The sequence below is a fragment of the Paractinoplanes deccanensis genome (assembly GCF_016862115.1).
In the GTDB taxonomy this organism is placed as follows: domain Bacteria; phylum Actinomycetota; class Actinomycetes; order Mycobacteriales; family Micromonosporaceae; genus Actinoplanes; species Actinoplanes deccanensis.
This window is the reverse complement of record NZ_BOMI01000146.1, coordinates 63,078-81,628: the sequence shown is the minus strand read 5'-3', so window position 1 is coordinate 81,628 and position 18,551 is coordinate 63,078. Positions and strand designations below refer to the sequence as shown.

General features: G+C 73.2%; 15 protein-coding genes. 2 read left to right on the top strand and 13 right to left on the bottom strand.

Annotated elements, in window-relative coordinates:
* Positions 1 to 12: 12 nt before the first annotated feature.
* From Ade02nite_RS35625 to Ade02nite_RS35590, 8 genes are all read right to left on the bottom strand, one after another.
* A complete protein-coding gene (locus Ade02nite_RS35625; protein WP_203773401.1) occupies positions 13 to 1,401 on the bottom strand; it encodes an NAD(P)(+) transhydrogenase (Re/Si-specific) subunit beta in 1,389 nt (462 codons plus the stop codon).
* Positions 1,398 to 1,682 carry an NAD(P) transhydrogenase subunit alpha part 2 gene (locus Ade02nite_RS35620; RefSeq protein ID WP_203770166.1) on the bottom strand — a complete coding sequence of 95 codons (285 nt, stop codon included), beginning with the start codon at positions 1,680 to 1,682 and terminating at the stop codon, positions 1,398 to 1,400. The genes Ade02nite_RS35625 and Ade02nite_RS35620 overlap by 4 nt, the downstream gene beginning before the upstream one ends.
* Positions 1,679 to 2,743 carry a Rossmann-fold NAD(P)-binding domain-containing protein gene (locus tag Ade02nite_RS35615; protein WP_203773399.1) on the bottom strand — a complete coding sequence of 355 codons (1,065 nt, stop codon included), beginning with the start codon at positions 2,741 to 2,743 and terminating at the stop codon, positions 1,679 to 1,681. The genes Ade02nite_RS35620 and Ade02nite_RS35615 overlap by 4 nt, the downstream gene beginning before the upstream one ends.
* The gene (gene nifJ, locus Ade02nite_RS35610) at positions 2,740 to 6,342 is read right to left on the bottom strand and encodes a pyruvate:ferredoxin (flavodoxin) oxidoreductase (RefSeq protein WP_203773397.1); all 3,603 of its coding nucleotides are present in this window, start codon (positions 6,340 to 6,342) and stop codon (positions 2,740 to 2,742) included. The genes Ade02nite_RS35615 and nifJ overlap by 4 nt, the downstream gene beginning before the upstream one ends.
* Entirely contained in the window at positions 6,339 to 7,976 is a 1,638-nt protein-coding gene (locus Ade02nite_RS35605; protein ID WP_203773395.1) for an NAD(P)-binding protein, read from the bottom strand. Before Ade02nite_RS35605 ends, nifJ begins: the two co-directional genes overlap by 4 nt.
* Positions 7,977 to 7,985: 9 nt before the next feature.
* Entirely contained in the window at positions 7,986 to 8,879 is an 894-nt protein-coding gene (locus tag Ade02nite_RS35600) for a class I fructose-bisphosphate aldolase (RefSeq protein WP_203773393.1), read from the bottom strand.
* 93 nt (positions 8,880 to 8,972) lie between these two features.
* The gene (locus tag Ade02nite_RS35595; protein WP_203773391.1) at positions 8,973 to 9,863 is read right to left on the bottom strand and encodes a universal stress protein; all 891 of its coding nucleotides are present in this window, start codon (positions 9,861 to 9,863) and stop codon (positions 8,973 to 8,975) included.
* A 52-nt stretch (positions 9,864 to 9,915) separates the two neighbouring features.
* Positions 9,916 to 11,640, bottom strand: coding sequence for a GAF domain-containing sensor histidine kinase (locus Ade02nite_RS35590; protein ID WP_203773389.1), 1,725 nt, complete (start codon positions 11,638 to 11,640; stop codon positions 9,916 to 9,918).
* Between the two features lie 72 nt (positions 11,641 to 11,712).
* Between Ade02nite_RS35590 and Ade02nite_RS35585 the strand changes: the two genes are divergently transcribed.
* Entirely contained in the window at positions 11,713 to 12,357 is a 645-nt protein-coding gene (locus tag Ade02nite_RS35585) for a response regulator (RefSeq protein WP_203773387.1), read from the top strand.
* 8 nt (positions 12,358 to 12,365) lie between these two features.
* On the opposite strand, the gene pflA is transcribed toward Ade02nite_RS35585, so the two are convergent.
* The 5 genes from pflA to Ade02nite_RS35560 all read right to left on the bottom strand — a co-directional run bounded on the left by pflA (position 12,366) and on the right by Ade02nite_RS35560 (position 17,835).
* A complete protein-coding gene (pflA, locus tag Ade02nite_RS35580; RefSeq protein ID WP_203773385.1) occupies positions 12,366 to 13,097 on the bottom strand; it encodes a pyruvate formate-lyase-activating protein in 732 nt (243 codons plus the stop codon).
* Entirely contained in the window at positions 13,097 to 15,322 is a 2,226-nt protein-coding gene (pflB, locus tag Ade02nite_RS35575) for a formate C-acetyltransferase (RefSeq protein ID WP_203773383.1), read from the bottom strand. Before pflB ends, pflA begins: the two co-directional genes overlap by 1 nt.
* Positions 15,323 to 15,395: 73 nt before the next feature.
* The gene (locus Ade02nite_RS35570) at positions 15,396 to 15,692 is read right to left on the bottom strand and encodes a hypothetical protein (RefSeq protein WP_203773381.1); all 297 of its coding nucleotides are present in this window, start codon (positions 15,690 to 15,692) and stop codon (positions 15,396 to 15,398) included.
* Positions 15,693 to 15,695: 3 nt separating this feature from the next.
* Positions 15,696 to 16,706 (bottom strand): alcohol dehydrogenase AdhP, encoded by a 1,011-nt coding sequence (adhP, locus tag Ade02nite_RS35565; protein ID WP_203773379.1) that lies wholly within the window; start codon positions 16,704 to 16,706, stop codon positions 15,696 to 15,698.
* 169 nt (positions 16,707 to 16,875) lie between these two features.
* Positions 16,876 to 17,835, bottom strand: a complete 960-nt coding sequence (locus Ade02nite_RS35560) for a helix-turn-helix domain-containing protein (protein ID WP_203773377.1) — start codon at positions 17,833 to 17,835, stop codon at positions 16,876 to 16,878.
* Positions 17,836 to 18,106: 271 nt separating this feature from the next.
* On the opposite strand from Ade02nite_RS35560, the gene Ade02nite_RS35555 reads away from it, so the two are divergent.
* Positions 18,107 to 18,550, top strand: a complete 444-nt coding sequence (locus Ade02nite_RS35555; RefSeq protein WP_203773375.1) for an ester cyclase — start codon at positions 18,107 to 18,109, stop codon at positions 18,548 to 18,550.
* Position 18,551 lies beyond the last annotated feature (1 nt).

Genomic DNA, 18,551 nt, shown 5'->3' with positions numbered 1-18,551 from the left:
ACGGGGCCGCCGTCACGCGTACGCGTGCAGGGCCGCGAGGATGGCGGTCAAGCCGGCCTTGGCGTCGGCGAAGAGCATCGCCGTGCGCGGGTCGGTGTAGAGCTCGTTGTCGATGCCCGCGTAGCCGTGTCCCAGTGACCGCTTGATCACGATGACGGAGCGGGCCTTGTCGACGTCGAGGATGGGCATGCCGGAGACCGCGTTGCCGGCCCTCCGCGCCGCCGGGTTGGTCACGTCGTTCGCGCCGATGACGAGCGCCACGTCGGCGCGGGCCAGGTCGGCGTTGCCCTCGTCGAGGTCGCGCAGCATCTCGTACGGCGTGTTCGCCTCGGCCAGCAGCACGTTCATGTGGCCGGGCATGCGGCCGGCGACGGGGTGGATGGCGTAGCTGACCGCCACGCCCCGCCCGGCGAGGGCCTCGGTGAGCGCCGCCGCCTCGTGCTGCGCCTGCGCGGCGGCCAGACCGTACCCGGGCACGATCACGACCCGCTCCGCGTACGCGAGCTGGAGCGCCACGTCGTCGGCCGTGGTCTCCCGTACGGCGGCCGAGCCCGCACCGGCGGCGACCGTGACGGCGTCGCCCGTGCCGTAGCCACCGGCCACGATCGCGCCGATCGGCCGGTTCATGGCGTCGGCCATGAGCTTGGTGAGGATGGCTCCCGCCGCACCGACCAGCCCGCCGGCGATGATCAGCGGGGTGCTTCCGAGGACGAAGCCGGCCATCGCGACGGCGGTGCCGGTGAACGCGTTGAGCAGCGAGATCACCACCGGCATGTCGGCGCCGCCGATGGGCAGCGTGAGCAGGACCCCGGCCGCGAGCGCGCAGACCGCGAGGCCGTAGAGCGCACCGGCCGGCGCGTCGAAGCCCACGATCAGCACCGCGAGGCCGGCCGCGGCCGCGGCCAGCAGCGCGGTGACCGGCCGGCCGAGGGGCACGACGATCGGCCGGCCGGCGATCTTGCCGGCGAGCTTGCCGGAGGCGACGAGGGAGCCGCTGAACGTCACGGCGCCGATGAGCACGTCGAGGACCCCGGCGACCGCGGCGCTGGTCCCGCCGGGCCGGTCGCCGAGCGCGATGAGCGCGGCCGCTCCGCCGCCGACGGCGTTGAAGAGGCTGACCAGCTGGGGCATCGCGGTCATCCGCACCCGCCGGGCGGCGATCGTCCCGGCCACTCCGCCGGCTGCCGCACCCGAGGCCAGGGCCACCAGGGCGCCGGCCGTGACGCCGCCGTCGTGGCCGAGCACCACGGCCGTGACCACGATCGCGACGGCCATGCCGCCGGCCGAGATCCGGTTGCCGCGGCGGGCGGTGGCCGGCGTGTTCATCAGGTGCAGGCCCACGACGAAGCCGACCGCGCAGGCGAGGTAGATCAGGTGGACGGTGGTGTCGAAGGCGCTCATGACCGGCTCCGGAACATCGCGAGCATGCGGTCGGTGACGACGTAGCCGCCGGCGACGTTCATCGCGGCGAAGAAGGCGGCGATGGCGAGCAGGGCGTATCCGGCCGTCGTGGATGCCGTGGCGGCGAGCAGCATGACGCCGACGATGACGACGCCGTGGATGGCGTTCGCGCCGGACATCAGGGGGGTGTGCAGGGTGGCCGGTACTTTGCTGATCACCTCGAAGCCGACCAGCAGGGCGAGGGTGAACACGGTCAGGTCGGCGAGCAGCAGCGGGCTCATGAGCGGGCTCCTTCGCGGTCACGCAGCAGCACGGCCCGGGTGATCTCGTCGTCGAGGTCGAGGACGGCCTCGCCGTGCGGCATGAGGTGGTCGAGCAGGGCGAGCAGATTGCGGGCGTACGCGGTGGACGCCGCGACCGGCACGGTGGCGGCCAGATCCGGCGCGCCGATGACGGTGACGTCGTTGCCCAGGAGGGTGCGCGCGCCGGCCATCGACCCGGCGACGTTGCCGGGCGCCAGGTCGACGACCACGGAACCGGGGCGCATCGCGGCCAGGGCCGCCTCGGGCACGAGCAGCGGGGCCGCCGCGCCCGGCACCTTCGCCGTCGTGATCACCACGTCGAACCGGGGAACGGCCTCGGTCAGGGCGCGCATCTGGTCGCCGGCCTCGTCGGCGGTGAGGCCGCGCGCGTAGCCGCTGTCCGCCTCGGCGCGAGGAGAGGCGAGGTCGAGCACCGCGGCGCCGGTGGAGGCGATGTCGGCGCGGGCCGCGTCGCGCACGTCGTAGCCGGTGACCTGCGCGCCGAGCCGGCGGGCGGTGGCGATCGCCTGGAGCCCGGCCACGCCGGCGCCGAGCACGAGGACCCGGGCCGGCCTGGTCGTGCCGGCCGCGGTCATCAGCATCGGGAAGAATCCCGGGCACGCCTCCGCGGCGATCAGGGCGGCCTTGTAGCCGGCGACGTTCGCCTGTGAGGTGAGGGCGTCCATCGCCTGGGCCCGGCTCAGCGTGCGGGGGAGCAGGTCGAGACTGATCCCGGTGACGCCGTCGCCGTCGAGCGGGTCGAGGCCGAGCAGGCCGATCAGGATCTGCCCGGGCCGCGCGGCGGCCAGGTCGTCCGGCCGGCGCAGGCACAGCAGCACGTCGCTGCCCGCGTAAACCTCGTCGCGGGCGACCACGGCCGCGCCGGTGTAGTCCTCGTCGGCGAAGAAGGAGAGGCCTCCGGCGCCGGTCTCCACCAGGATCTTCAGGCCGCGATCGGACAGGCGCCGCGCCACGTCGGGGGTCAGGGCCACCCGGCGCTCACCCCGCGCCGTCTCCCGCAGCACACCGATGACGCTCACCCCTGTCCCACCTCCCCGCCACCGCCCTTGACCGGGCTGAAGGCTTTCTCCCCCTTTGGCCGCGCGTCGGCCGGGAAGCGCTCCGGGCCGCGGGTGGCCATCTCCTCGTAGGTCTGCCAGCGCTGGTCGACCGCCTCCTGGGCGAGCCGGGCCAGCCGGGCCGCCTCGGCGGGATCGGTGTCGCGCAGCCGGCGGAACCGCAGCTCCCGGTCGGTGTACTCGGACAGCGGCGCGCGCGGGCGCGGCGAGTCGAGCAGGAACGGGTTGCGGCCGGCGGCGCGCAGCACGGGGTCGTAGCGCATCAGCGGCCAATAGCCGGACCGCACGGCGCGGCGCTGCTGGCCGAGGCCGTCGCGCATGTCGATGCCGTGGGCGATGCAGTGCGCGTACGCGATGATCAGCGAGGGGCCGTCGTACGCCTCCGCCTCCCGCAGCGCGCGCAGGGTCTGCTCCGGATCGGCGCCCATCGCGACGCGCGCCACGTACACGTTGCCGTAGGCGATCGCCTGAAGCGCCAGGTCCTTCTTGGGGGTGGTCTTGCCGGCGGCGGCGAACCGGGCGACCGCCGACAGCGGGGTGGCCTTGGACATCTGGCCGCCGGTGTTGGAGTAGACCTCGGTGTCGAGCACCAGCACGTTCACGTCGCGCCCGCTCGCCAGCACATGGTCCAGCCCGCCGGCGCCGATGTCGTACGCCCAGCCGTCGCCGCCGACGATCCACACGCTGCGCCGGACCAGGTGATCGAGCACGCTGCGCAGGTCGGCGACGGCCGGGTCGCCCGGCGGGAGGGTGTCCAGGCGGCGGGTGATCTCGGCGAGGCGGTCGCGCTGGGCGGCGAACTCCGACTCCCGCCGCTGCGGCGCGGTCAGCACGGCGTCGACCAGGTCCGGTCCGAGCCGGTCGCGGAGTCGGCCGAGCCGGTCGGTGGCGAGCCGGTGGTGCAGGTCGGCGGCGAGCCGGAAACCCATGCCGAACTCGGCGTCGTCCTCGAACAGCGAATTGGACCACGCCGGCCCGCGCCCTTGATCGTTGCGGGTCCACGGGGTGGTGGGCAGGTTGCCGCCGTAGATCGACGAGCACCCGGTGGCGTTGGCGACCATCAGCCGGTCGCCGAACAACTGCGACAACAGCTTGAGGTACGGCGTCTCGCCGCATCCGGTGCAGGCGAGCGAAAACTCGAAGAGCGGCTGGAGGAACTGGGCGCCGCGCACCGTGCCGAAGTCGACGCGGGAACGGTCGGCGTGCGGCAGCGTCTCGAAGAAGGCGATGTCCGCGCGGCCCTTCGGCAGCAGCGGCTCGCGCGGTTCCAGGTTGATCGCCCGGTGCTCCGGGGTGCCGATCGGGCACGCCTCGACGCAGAGCCCGCAGCCGGTGCAGTCCTCGAGGTAGACCTGGAGCGTGTACCCGCTGTCCGGCAGGCCGCGCGCGTTCAGCGCGGCCGAGGGGAAGCCGTCGGGCGCGCCGGCGAGCTCCTTCAGGTCGTACAGCTTCGACCGGAGGACGCTGTGCGGGCAGACGAACGAGCAGTTGCCGCATTGGATGCAGGTCAGCGGGTCCCACACGGCGACGAGGTCGGCGATGTTGCGCTTCTCGTAGGCGGTGGTGCCGCCGGGATAGGTGCCGTCCACCGGCAGCGCGCTGACCGGGAGCCGGTCGCCCTGCCCGGCCAGCATCGCGCCGGTGACCTCGCGGACGAAGGGCGGCGCGTCCGCCGGCACCGGGGCCGGGCGGCGGCGGGTCGCGGTGGCCCGCTCCGGCACGTCGACGCGGTGCAGGGCGGTCAGGGTGGCGTCGACGGCGGCGTGGTTGCGCGCGACCACGTCGGCGCCGCGTTTGGCGTACGTCCTGGTGATCGTCTCTTTGATCTTGGTGATCGCCTGGTCGCGGGGCAACACGCCGGAGATGGCGAAGAAGCACGTCTGCAGGATGGTGTTGGTGCGCCCGGGCAGGCCGTGCTCGGCGGCGATGCGGTCGGCGTCGATCGCCCAGACGGTCAGCGCCCGCTCGAGGATCTGCTCCTGCACGTCGCGGGAGAGCTCCGCCCAGACGTGCCGCGGGCGCGGGCAGTTGAGCAGCAGGGTGCCGCCGCGGGCCGCGCGGGCGAGCACGTCCACCCGGTCCAGCAGGCCGAGGTGGTGGCAGCCGACGAACCCCGCCTCGGCGATCAGGTACGGCGCGCGGATCGGCGCCGGCCCGAAGCGCAGGTGCGACACGGTCATCGACCCGGACTTCTTGGAGTCGAGCACGAAATACCCCTGTGCGTGCACGCGGGGGTCGGCGCCGAGGATCTTGATGGTGTTCTTGTTCGCGCCGACGGTGCCGTCCGAGCCGAGGCCGTAGAAGACGGCCCGCACCGCGCCGCGCGGTTCGATGTCGAGATCGCCGTACGGAAGGCTGCTGCCCGAGACGTCGTCGACGATGCCGACGGTGAACCGCGGCCGCGGCTCCTCGCGGGCCAGCTCGGCGAAGACCCCCGCGACCATGCCGGGCGTGAACTCCTTAGACCCGAGCCCGTAGCGGCCGCCGATCACCAGCGGCATCGCGTCCCGGCGGTGCTCGGCCAGCGCGGCGACCACGTCGAGGAAGAGCGGTTCACCGAGCGAGCCCGGTTCCTTGGTGCGGTCGAGCACGGCCACCCGGGTGGCGGTGAGCGGGACGGCGGCCGCCACCGCCGCGGCCGGGAACGGGCGGAACAGGCGGACCTGCACCACGCCGACGCGCTCTCCGCCGGCCGTCAGGTGGGCGACGGTCTCGCGCGCGGTCTGGGTGCCCGATCCCATGAGCACGATCACCCGGTCGGCGTCGGGCGCACCCGCGTACTCCACGATGTCGTAACGGCGCCCGGTGCGGTAGCCGAGGGCGTCCATCGCGGCGCGCACCGCGCCGGGCACCCGGGCGTAGAACGGATTGACCGTCTCGCGGCCCTGGAAGTACACGTCCGGGTTCTGCGCCGTGCCACGGATCACCGGGCGCTCCGGCGAGAGCGACCGGCCGCGGTGGTCGCGCACCAGCTCGTCCGGGACCAGGGCGCGCAGGTCGTCGTCGCCGAGGGTCTCGATCGTGTTGATCTCGTGCGAGGTGCGGAACCCGTCGAAGAAGTGCACGAACGGCACCCTCGTGCGCAGCGAGGCGGCCTGCGCCACCAGCGCGAGGTCGTGGGCCTCCTGGACGGACGCCGACGCCAGCATCGCGAAGCCGGTGGCGCGGGCGGCCATGACGTCGGAGTGGTCGCCGAAGATGGACAGCCCCTGCGCGGCGAGCGAGCGCGCCGCCACGTGCAGCACCGCCGGGGTGAGCTCGCCGGCGATCTTGTACATGTTCGGGATCATCAGCAGCAGGCCCTGCGAGGCCGTGAAGGTGGTGCTCAGCGCGCCGCTCTGCAGAGCGCCGTGCAGCGCGCCCGCGGCGCCGCCCTCGCTCTGCATCTCCACCACGGTGGGCACCGAGCCCCAGACGTTCGGGCGGCCGGCGGCCGACCACTCGTCGGCGAGCTCGGCCATCGCCGAGGACGGCGTGATCGGGTAGATGCAGCACACCTCGTTGAGGCGGTAGGCCACCGAGACGCACGCCTCGTTGCCGTCCATCGTCGCGCGGGTCATGGCGTCGCCTCGGCAATCATCGAGATGGCATGCACCGGGCACTGGTCGAAGCAGGTCCCGCAGCCGGTGCAGCGGGCGTAGTCGAAGCGGTAGCGCTCGCCCGGGCCCAGTTTGATCACGGCGTCCTCGGGGCAGGCGCCGAGGCAGCCGTCGCACTCGAAGCACGTGCCGCACGACAGGCACCGGGCCGCCTCGAAGCCGGCGGACGCCGCGTCGAGGCCGCCGACGACCTCGGTGAAGTCGCCGACCCGTTGTTCCGGGTCGCGCTCGGCCTGCTGCCGGCGGACGGCGTCGCCGAAGTACCAGGGGTGCAGTCCGGCGAAGCCGGCGATCGGCGGCCGCGCCGGCTCCGCGGCGGTCCGGCCGCGCAGGTACGCGTCGATGTGCCGGGCGGCCGTACGGCCGTGGCCGACCGCCACCGTGACCGTGCGCTCGGCCGGAACCATGTCGCCACCGGCGAACACACCGGGACAGCCGGTCATCAGGCTCGGCGAGACGACGACCGTGCCCTCCGGGGTGAACTCGACGCCCGGGACACCGCGCAGGAAGGCCGTGTCGGCGCGCTGGCCCAGGGCGAGCACCACGGTGTCGGCCGCGAGCGTCTCGGTGCGCCCGGTCGGCACCGGCCGGCCGTCCGCGTCGAGCTCCATGACCTCGACGGTCAGGCCGGGCCCGTCGAACGCCTGGATGGTCCGCAGCCAGGTGATCCGCACGCCCTCGCGCTCGGCCTCGTCCGCCTCCTCGGCGTGCGCGGGCATCTGCGCCCGGGTGCGCCGGTAGACGATCAGGGCCTCCTCGGCGCCGAGGCGCCGGGCCACGCGGGCGGCGTCCATGGCGGTGTTGCCGCCGCCGTAGACGGCCACCCGGCGGCCGACGCGGGGGCGCTCGCCGGCCGCCACGCTGTGCAGCAGGCCGACGGCGTCGACGATCCGGCCCGCCTCGCGCGCCGGGATGTCCACCCGCTTGGACAGGTGGGCGCCGACCGCCACGAAGACCGCGTCGAAACGGCCGTCGCGCCGCTCCGCGACCAGGTCGCGGACGGGGTGGCCACCGACGATCTCGACGCCGAGGGCGGCGATGCGGGCGATCTCGGCGGCCAGCACGTCACGGGGCAGCCGGTAGGCGGGGATGCCGTAACGCATCATCCCGCCGGGCTCCGCCTCGGCATCGCGGATCACCACGTGGTGCCCCAGCCGGGCCAGGTGATAGGCGGCGGAGAGCCCGCTGGGCCCGGCGCCGACCACGAGGACCCGCCGGCCGCTGGGCGCCGGTGGCGGGTCGAAGCGCCAGCCGCGCTCGAGCGCGAGGTCGCCGAGGAACCGCTCGACCGCGTGGATCGAGACCGGGCTGTCCAGCTCGGCGCGGTTGCAGACGCTCTCGCACGGGTGATAGCAGACTCGCCCGTGCACGGCCGGCAGCGGGTTGGCCGCGACGAGGGCCCGCCACGCCCGCTCGTGCTCGCCGGCCCGGGTCAGGGCCATCCACTGCTGGATGGTCTCGCCGGCCGGGCAGCCGGCGTCGCAGGGCGGCAGCAGGTCGAGGTACACCGGGCGGCGCGCCCGGCCCGGCCCGCCCCGGGCCTCGTCGAGGCGCAGGTCCGGAGGGGGCGTCAGGTCGTCGTGCGGGCGGTTCATGACCGATCCTCAGGGCGTCGGGTACTTGGCGAGGATCTGGCGCAGCCGGTCGACGAAGCGCAACGACTCGTCGTGGTCGCGCTGCCAGACGTTGCGGCCGAAGATGAGGCCGGTGGCGCCGGCGGACATCGACTCCTGCGCCTTCTCGAACATCACCTCGTCACCGGCCCGGCTGCCGCCGGAGACCAGGACCATGGTGCGGTTCGCCGCGCGGACGACCTCGTCGATGGCCTCCTGGCTGCTGAACTCGCCGGCGTACGCCGCGGGCACGTCGGTGTGCTTCTCGGGGTGCGGGAAGTTCACCTTGACCACGTCGGCGCCGAGCTCACTGGCGACACGAGCGGCGTAGTGCACGGCGTAGAACGAGTCCTTGCCGCCCTTGTGCTCGATCGCCTCGCCGCGCGGGTACGCCCAGACGATCAGCGGCATGCCGAGCCGCTGCGCCTCCTGGCGCACCGCCCGGTACTGCGCGAAGTCGGCGTCCTGGGCGGGTGAGCCCACGTACAGCGTGTAGCCGACGGCGTCGGCGCCCAGCCGCACCGCGTCCTCGACGCAGGCGTGCAGCGGCGACAGCGCGCTGCGGTCGCTGGGGATGTCGGTCTTGCCGTTGAGCTTCAGGATCAGCGGGACCTCGCCCGCGTAGTCCCAGTAGAACTTCTCGGCGAGGCCCACCTGGATGGCGATGCCGTTGAACCCGCCCTCCAGGGCCAGCCGGACGATGTACTTCGGATCCGAGGCGATCGGGTCGGCGAAGAAGTCCCGGGGGCCGTGCTCCAGGCCCTGGTCGTAGGGGAGGAACAGGGCGGTGCCGTTGCCCAGCCCGTGCTTGTACAGGATGCGGTGCAGCCGGGCCTTCTTGCCGGCGCTGAGGCCACATTGGGCGAGCCGTAGCCGCGTTGTCATGGCGGTCTCCTTCCTCTCCCCACACGGTGCGCCGGCCGGGGGCGCCCGGTCAGAGGCGCTGGACCCGCGACGGCGGGCCCTTCGGCGGGCCGCTCAGAGGGGGTCGCCCTCGTGCTGCTCCACCGGCACCACGGCGACCGGGCAGGACGCCTCGGTGGCGACGGCGAGCGGGACGTCGCCGGTGCGCACCCGGCCGAGGACGCCGCGGCGCTTGTCACCGACCACGAGCAGGGCGGCACCGTAGCCGGCCCGGGTCAGCGCGCCCACCACGGAGCCGTGCAGCACCGCCCGCCGGACCGGCACCTGGGGATGCTTGAGCGCGAGCCCCTCGGTCTCGGCCGCCAGCAGCTCCAGGGCGGCCGGCTCGGTGGTGAAGTGCGTGGAGAGGGTCACGTCGTCGTAGAAGTAGTCGTCGTGGCTCGCGGCGGAGACGTGCACGGCGGCGACCGGCAGGCCGTGCTCGGCGGCGAAGGCGAAGCCGAAATCGAGCGCGGCGCGGCTCGCGGGCGTACCGTCCACGCCGATCACCACGTGGCCGGCGACCGGGCCACCGGGCGAGGCGGGGGCTTCCGCCCCGACCACCACGACCGGGCAGTACGCGTGCCGCAGCACCCGGCGCACCGTCCGGCTCGCCTCGCCGTCGCCGATGACCAGCAGCCGGACCCCGGCGGACGCGTCGACCAGCCGGTCCGACGGGTCGCCGGCGGGCGCGAGGACGGCCACATGGCGCCGGCCCAGGCGCTCCTGCACGCGGGCGACGGCGCGGGCGAGCGGCGGGTCGATCAGTTCCAGCTCGGCGGGGCCGGGCCGGCCACCCTGCGGGCTCGCCGGCGCGTACGGCCCGTGGACGTGCAGCAGCACGAGCCGCGTGCCGGTCTGCTCGGCCTCGCCGGCGGCCCAGGTCAGCGCGCGCCAGCCGGCGGACCCGCCGATGCCGGCCGCGATCGGGCGGTTCGCCCACCTCGGTCTCGTGGTCAGGGTCATGGTCCCACAGTGCCGTGGCGGCGGCCGGCCGCGCAGAGCCGAAGGGCTCCTCTCAGGAGGGCAGGGGGACCCGCCAGCTGAGGACCGTTCCGGTCCCGTCCGGCCCCCGCCCCACCTCGAACGTGCCACCGAGCTGGTCGGCGCGCTCGCCCATGCTCACCACGCCGCCCCGGGCCCGCGCCACGTCGAAGCCGGTGCCGTCGTCCTCGACACAGAGCACGATCTCGCCGTCGGCGGCCCGCAGCGACACGCGGGCGCTGCTCGCCCGGGCGTGCCGCGCGATGTTCGACAGTGCCTCCCGCAGCACGGCGAGGATCTCGGGCTTGACGTCGTCGGGGATGGCGCTGTCCACCGGGCCGGAGGTGTCCAGCACCGGCCGGAAGCCGAGCGCGTCGGCCGCGGTCTCGACCGCCTCGTGCATCTCGGCGCGCAGCGACGGGCCGGTGGGCGTGCGCAGCTCGAAGATGGAGCGGCGGATGTCGCGGATGGTGGCGTCCAGATCGTCGACGGCGGTGTTGATGCGCTTGGCCACCTCGGGCCGGACCGCCTGGTGCACCGCGCCCTGCAGGTGCATGCCGGTGGCGAACAGCCGCTGGATCACCACGTCGTGCAGGTCGCGGGCGATGCGCTCGCGGTCCTCCAGCAGCGCGAGCTGCTGGCGTTCCTCCTGGGCCCGGGCGCGTTCGAGGGCGAGCGCCGCCTGCCCGGCGAAGGTGGACAGCTGCACCGCGTCCTCGTCGGTGGGTGGTTGCCCGGGCGGCTGGGTGACGATGAGCACGCCGTGCAGCGTGTCGGCGCCGGCGAGCGGGGCGGCCATCGCGGGGCAGTCCGGCACCGGCCCGGGCCACTCGGTCACGGCGCGCAAGTTCTCGACCGGCCGGGACTTCTCGCGCCCGAACTCCTCGGCGGTCGCCGGATCGACCGCGACGGTCTTGCCGGCGAGTTCCCGGTACGCCGGGTCGGCGCCGTCGGCCACCTCGATGTGGTAGCGCGCGTGCTCCTCCTCGTACAGCATCACGAGCACGAGCTCCGCGCCGGCGACCTCGCGGGCCCGGCGGGCGATCAGGCGCAGCGCCTCGGTGCGATGGACGGTGCCGAGCAGGACCCCGGTGATCTCCGCGCTGGCGGCCAGCCAGCGTTCCCGGCGCTGGGCCAGCGCGTACAGCCGGGCGTTGTCGATGGCGACACCGGCCGCGGCGGCGAGGGCCACCACGATCTCCTCGTCGTCGTCGCTGAACTGGTCGGCGCCCTGTTTCTCGGCGAGGTACAGGTTGCCGAAAATCTGGCCGCGGGTGTGCACCGGCACGCCGAGGAAGCTGTGCATCGGGGGATGGTGCGGCGGGAAGCCGAAGGAGTCCGGGTGGCGGCGGATGTCGGGCAGCCGCACCGGGCGCGGATCGGTGATGAGCACCCCGAGCACCCCGCGGCCGCGGGGCAGGTCGCCGATCGTGGCGTGGGTGGCCGGGTCCATGCCGTGGGTGATGAAGTCGATCAGCTCGGTGCGGTCGGCCCCGATCACGCCGAGCGCGCCGTAGCGTGCCCCGGCGAGCGCGCACGCCGCCTGGACGATGCGCTGGAGGGTGCTGCGCAGGTCGAGGTCGGTGCCGATGCCCACCACGGCGTCGAGCAGGGATCGCAGTCTCTCCCTGCTGGTCACGACGTCGCCGACCCGGTCGAGCATCTCCTGCAGGAGCTCGTCGAGCCGCACGCGCGAGAGCGGGCTGAGCCCCAGCGACGGTGGATCGAGCCGCTCGTCCTCCGGCGGTCGTTCGGCCATGAGCCCACGCTAGCGCCGGAACGCCACGCGGGGAACCTGTCGGGCGACGGCGAAAGCGCGTAGAAAGAGGACGTGATCCGTGTCTTTCTCCTCGACGACCACGAGGTCGTCCGCCGTGGCCTGGCCGACCTGCTCGAGGCCGAGGGCGACATCGAGGTCGTCGGCGAGTCGGGACTCGCCGTCGAGGCCACCCACCGCATCCCCGCCCTGCGCCCCCACGTGGCGATCCTCGACGCGCGGCTGCCCGACGGCAACGGCATCGACGTGTGCCGCGACGTCCGCGCGGTCGACTCGACGATCAAGGGCCTGATCCTGACGTCGTACGAGGACGACGAGGCGCTCTTCGCCGCGATCATGGCCGGTGCCTCGGGCTACGTGCTCAAGCAGATCCGCGGCGGCGACCTGGTCGACGCGGTGCGCCGGGTCGCCGCGGGCCAGTCGTTGCTCGACCCGGCGATCACCCAGCGCGTGCTGGAGCGCATCCGGCACGGCGTCGAGCAGCCGCGCGAGCTGCGGTCCCTGACCGACCAGGAGCGGCGCATCCTGGAGTTCATCGCCGAGGGCCTGACCAACCGCGAGATCGCCGGCCGCATGTTCCTCGCCGAGAAGACGGTCAAGAACTACGTGTCCAGCCTGCTCACCAAGCTCGGCCTGGAGCGGCGCACGCAGGCGGCCGTCCTCGCCACCCGCCTGCTCGGCGATCATCCGCATCCCTGATCCGCGGCTCAGCAGACGGTCAGGCCGTGGTCGCGGAACTGGGCGCGCACGCGGTCGACCAGGACCGATTCCGGCGGTGGGGTGGCGGCCAGCGGGAACGGAAGGCCCAGGGCGGCGTACTTGGGCGCGCCGAGGCGGTGGAACGGCAGCACCTCGACGCGCTCGACCGTGGCGACGCCGGCCGCGATCTCGGCGACCGCGGCGACCTCGGCCGGGTCGTCGGTGAGGCCGGGGACGAGCACGAAACGGACCCAGATCGGCTTGCCGAGGTCCGCGAGGCGGTGGGCGAAGCGGACGGTGGGCGCCAGGCGGCCGGTCCGGGTGACCCGGCGGTACGTGGCGGGGTCGCCGGACTTGATGTCGAGCAGCACCAGGTCGGTGGCGTCGAGCAGGGCGCCGTCGGCCCGGTCGCCGAGGAAGCCGCTGGTGTCCAGGGCGGTGTGCAGGCGCATGTCCTTGCAGCCCCGCAGCACCGCGCGGGTGAAGTCGCGCTGCTGGAGCGGCTCGCCGCCGCTGATCGTGACGCCGCCGTGGGCGACCTTGAGGAACCGCTCGTAGCGGCGGATCTCGAGGAGCAGGTCGTCCACGGTCTCCAGCACGCCGTTGCGGCGGTACTGGGTGTCGGGGCTGTGGCAGTACAGGCAGCGCAGCGGGCAGCCGGCCAGGAACGCCACGAACCGGGTGCCCGGCCCGTCCACCCCGGTGGAGAGGTCGAAGGAGTGGACCGAGCCGGTGATCATCACAGCGACCCGTGGAAGGTGCGGGAGATGACGTCGCGCTGCTGCTCGGGGGTGAGCCGCACGAAGTTGACCGCGTAACCGGAGACCCGGATCGTCAGCTGCGGGTATCTCTCCGGGTGGGCCATGGCGTCCTCGAGGGTGGCGCGGTCGAGCACGTTGACGTTCATGTGGAAGCCGCCGGCGTCGGTGTAGCCGTCGAGCACGCCGGCGAGGTTCGCGACGCGGTCGTCGCGGGCGTGGCCGAGGCCGTCGGGGGTGACGGTGATGGTGAGCGAGATGCCGTCGCGGGCCGCCCGGTAGGGCAGCTTGGCGACCGAGAGGGCGGCGGCGACCATGCCGTGCCGGTCCCGGCCGTTCATCGGGTTGGCGCCCGGGGCGAACGGCTCGCCGGCGCGGCGGCCGTCCGGCGTGTTGCCGGTGTGCTTGCCGTAGACCACGTTGGACGTGATGGTCAGCACCGACAGCGACGGCTCGGCGCCGCGGTAGGTGGGCTGCCGCCGGATCTTCGCCATGAACCGATCGACCAGGTCGGCGGCGATCGCGTCGGCGCGGTCGTCGTTGTTGCCGAAGGCCGGGAAGCCGCCGTCCACGACGTAGTCGACGGCCAGCCCAGTCTCGTCGCGCAACACCTTCACCTGGGCGTGCTTGATGGCGCTGAGGCTGTCCACGGCGACCGACAGGCCGGCGATGCCGGTCGCGAGGAACCGGTGCACCGGGTAGTCGTGCAGGGCCATCTGCAGGCGCTCGTACGCGTACTTGTCGTGCATGTAGTGGATGACGTTGAGCGCGTCGACGTACGTCTCGGCGAGCCAGTCGAGCGTGCTGTCGAACGCGGCCATCACCGTCTCGTAGTCGAGCACGTCGTCGGTGATCGGCTCGGTGGCGGGCGCGACCTGGGCGCCGGTCATCTCGTCGCGGCCGCCGTTGATCGCGTACAGCAGGGCCTTGGCGAGGTTGGCCCGGGCGCCGAAGAACTGCATGTCCTTGCCGACGCGCATGGCCGAGACGCAGCAGGCGATGGCGGTGTCGGCGTCGTAGGCGGGCCGGATCAGGTCGTCGTTCTCGTACTGGATCGAGCTGGTGTCCAGCGAGACCTGGGCGCAGAAGCGTTTGAAGCCCTCGGGCAGCGACGGCGACCACAGCACGGTGAGGTTGGGCTCGGGCGCCGGGCCGAGGTTGTAGAGCGTCTGCAGGTAGCGGAAGCTCGTGCGGGTCACGAAGCCCACCCCGGCGAGCGACTCGGTCACCCAGGTCGGGTCGCCGGAGAACAGCTCGTCGTACTCGGGGGTGCGCAGGAACCGGATGATGCGCAGCTTGATGACGAAGTCGTCGACGAGCTCCTGCGCCTGCTGCTCGGTGAGCCGGCCCTCGGCCAGATCACGCTGGAGGTAGACGTCGACGAACGAGGAGGTGCGCCCGAGCGACATCGCGGCGCCGTTCTGCTCCTTGGTGGCGGCCAGGTAGGCGAAGTAGAGCCACTGGATCGCCTCGCGGCCGGTGGTGGCCGGGCCGGAGACGTCGTAGCCGTAGCGGTCGGCCATGAACCGCAGGTCCTCGAGCGCGCGGATCTGCTCGGCCAGCTCCTCGCGGTCGCGGATGACCTCCTCGGACGACAGCCTCGCGTCCAGCGCGGCCTTCACCGCGGCCCGATCCGCGATGAGCCGGTCGACGCCGTAGAGCGCGACCCGCCGGTAGTCGCCGATGATGCGGCCGCGGCCGTACGCGTCCGGCAGCCCGGTGATGATGTGCGAGCGCCGGGCGGCCTTCACGTCGGCGGGATACGCGTCGAAGACGCCGTCGTTGTGCGTCTTGCGATACCGGCTGAAGACGTCGCGCACCGCGGGGTCGAGGGCGAAGCCGTACGCGGCCAGGCCGGCCTGCACCATGCGCAGGCCGCCGTTCGGCATGATCGCCCGGCGCAGCGGCGCGCTGGTCTGCAGGCCGACGATGAGCTCGTGGTCCCGGTCGATGTACCCGGGCTCGTGCGACGTGATCGTGGACGGGGTGTGCGCGTCCACGTCGTACACGCCGCGCCGTCGCTCCTCGGCGAACATGCGGCTCAGCTGGCGCCAGATCCGCTCGGTCCGGTGCGTCGGCCCGGTCAGGAACTCGGCGCCGCCGTCGTACGGCTCGATGTTGTCGCTGATGAAGCCGCCGACGTCGATCGTCTCGCGCCATCCGGTCCCGTGGAAACCGCGCCAGGCGTCGCGCGATGTGGTGGCCATGGGCTCCCCTCCTTCGTCCCCTCCAGCCTCGCCGCGAAGGTCCGGGCCGGACAGGGCCGGAGGTCCCGGGTACTCAGGCCTTGGCGTACCTGGTGGTGAGCCGCGGAGTCGCCGTCACCTCGTACTTCATGTGGTAGCCGGTGGCGATCACCATGGCCTCGGCGAGGCACCGGACATGGCCCTGCCCGCGCACGGCTACGGCGGCGCGCATGTCGACAGGTTGTCCCGTGGCGAGGCCGGCGGCCACGGCGATCAGCCTTCGGTCGTCGTCGGGCAACTCGGCGCCGTCGGCGAAGGCGAGCAGCGCCGGCCAGTCGCGGATGACCGCCACCTGGATGTCGTCGCCGTCGTCGTACTCGGGAGTCCGCACCGGTCAGGGCACCAGCACCAGCCGAGCGGCGACCCGGCTCGCCAGGACGTCCTCGATCGCGTCGTTGATCTCGTCGAGCCGCCGCGTCTCGTAGAACACCCGGGTGCGCCCGGCGGCGTGCAGCCGGAACACCTCGGCGAGGTCGGCGCGGGTGCCGACGATCGACCCGATGACCCGGATGCCCTTGAGCACCGTCTGGAAGATCGGCAGCGACATGGCGTTGTCCCTGGGCAGCGAGACCAGGATCAGCCGGCCGCCGCGGCGCAGGCACGCGTGCGCCTGCTCGACGACCTTCGGGTCGGCGGCGAGCACCACCGCGACGTCGGCACCGCCGAGCGCCTCGATGGCCTCCACCGGGTCGACGAGCGCCGCGTTGACGGTGTGCGCGGCGCCGAGCTCCTTGGCCAGCGTCAGCTTCTCCTCGGTGACGTCGACGGCGATGGTCTCGCCGCCGAAGATCTGCGCGTACTGCTGGGCCAGGTGGCCGAGCCCGCCGATGCCGAAGATGGCGACCTTGTCGCCGGGCGTCACCCCACCGACCTTGACGGCCTTGTACGTGGTGACGCCGGCGCACGTCAGCGGCGCGGCCTCGAGCGGGTCGACGCCCTCCGGCACGGCCACGGCGAAGCGCGCGTCCGCGATCAGGTACTCGGCGTGCCCGCCGTCGACGGAGTACCCGGTGTTGACCTGGCTCTCGCAGAGCGTCTCCCAGCCGGTGACGCAGTATTCGCAGGTCCCGCAGGCCCGGCCCAGCCACGGCACGGCGACCCGGTCGCCGACCCGGTGCTCGGTCACCCCCGGCCCGACGTGGTTGACGATGCCGACCCCCTCGTGCCCCGGCACGAACGGCGGAGCCGGCTTGACCGGCCAGTCCCCGCGGGCGGCGTGGATGTCGGTGTGGCAGAGGCCGCTGGCCTCCACCCGAACCCGGATCTGCCCCGGCCCCGGCAGCGGAATCGGCACCTCCCGGACAACAAGCGGCTCAGCGAAACTGGTGACGACAGCGGCGCGCATGGTGGGGTTCCTTTCCTCGTCTTCCCAGCTCCCAGCCTCGACCCATGCTGATCACCACGGCAGGGCCGTTGGTCCACCGCCCCGGGACCGAAAGCCCCCAGGTACTCGCCTCGGACGGTCTTGACCTTTCCGGCCCCGGGCGAGGTGCCTCGCGTGCGTGGCGAAGCCGTCAGGGACGCGTCGGCCGCAGGCCCGCGGAGTCGCGAGCGTAGTCGCTGGGCGTGTGGCCGTACTGTTTCTTGAACGCCCGGCTGAGGTGGCCGCCGTCGCTGAACCTCCAGCGGGCGGCGATCTCGGCCACGGTCATCGCCCTGGCCGGGTCGGTGAGGTCACGCCGGGCCTGCTCGAGGCGGCGCCGCCGGATGTAGGCCATCAGCGGCTCGCCCGTGGCGGCGAAGGCCCGCTGCAGGGTACGGGCGGACACGTGCAGCTCGCTTGCGAGCGTGGCCGGGCCGAGAGCGGCGTCGGTGAGCCGGCGGTCGGCGAGGCGCCGCGCGGCCGCGACGAGGGCCGGGACAGTGTGCACGGCCGTCAGGTCGATGCTGTCCCGGAGCACGGCGGTGGTCAACTCGATCAGCGCGTTGCGCGCGGCCCGCGCGCCGGTCGCATCGAGCTCCGGGCCGGCGTCGTGCAGCAGATCCGCGTACGCGGTGAGCAGTCGCGTCGGTGCGGAGCCGGCGTGACCGCGGACGACCCGGTCGCCGAGCAACGGCGCGAGCCCATGACCGGGCAGCGTGATCGACATTCCCGCCGTGTGCGCTCCGTTGGTGAAGCTCGCGGGCCGGTCGAGCCGCCGGATCGCGAACTCTCCGGCGGCCAGGGCGTAGCTGTCGCGGGGTAGCTCGACCGTGGCGGTGCCCCGGCGCACGAGGATCAGCGACACCATGCCTTCCGTGCCGGCGGGCTTGGCCGCACGTACGGGGGAGAAGCCCTCGTGGCGATGGAGGAGCGCGTCGCCGACGCGCACCTGCTGGAAGCGGATCCGCAGGTCGGCCATGGTGGCCGGGTCGTAGTCCGGGGTGGACGACCGTTCACCGAGCCAGGCCTGCCATGCGCGCAGCGACCGGGGTAGACCCGAGGCGCCGACGGTACGGGTGTCCAGACCGAACGAAGCGGAGTCGGTCGTCATGGAGCCCTCGTTCCGTGCTGTGCCAAGGTGCTTCCAGCGTAGGGGATGAGCCGTTCAGCTCGCCGATGGCGCGGTTGAACGTGAGCGACAGCTGTGCGGATGCCGGCGCCAGATCGGCGCGGCCGGGGATGCGGGCAACGACCGCCGGGTAGATCCGGCCGCGAACCGATGACGACAGGGAGACGCCGATGTCGCCCGCCTCAGAAGAGATCGCACCGACCTGCTGCTTGCAGCAGATCCGCATCACTCGACGCTTACCGACGGAGGATCGATGACTTTCACCCGCGACGAGTTGATCGGCCGCCTGAACCGTGCTGGGGAACTGGAGGTGTCCGGCACGGACCCGATCGAGCAGGCGACCTACTTCGACACCGGCAAATTCCGCTGGCACGGTCCCGCCGGCGCCGAGGCCGACTACGACGGCCTCGCCGAGCTGTTCGCCGGCTTCCGGGCGGCCTTCGACGACCGCTCGATCCGGCGCGGCATCATGCTGGCCGAGGGCAACCTGATCGCCTGCCAGACCTGGATCGAGGGGACCTTCGCCCGTACGTATGACGACTCGCCGGCCGGGCGCCCGCTGCCGCCCACGGGCGAACGGCTGGTCTGGGCCATCATCAACATTTTCCAGTTCGACGACCAGGGCCGTCTGGTGGAGGAGTGGGTGCAGTACGACAACCGGGAACTGCTGCGCCAACTCGGCGTGACGCAAGAGTGAA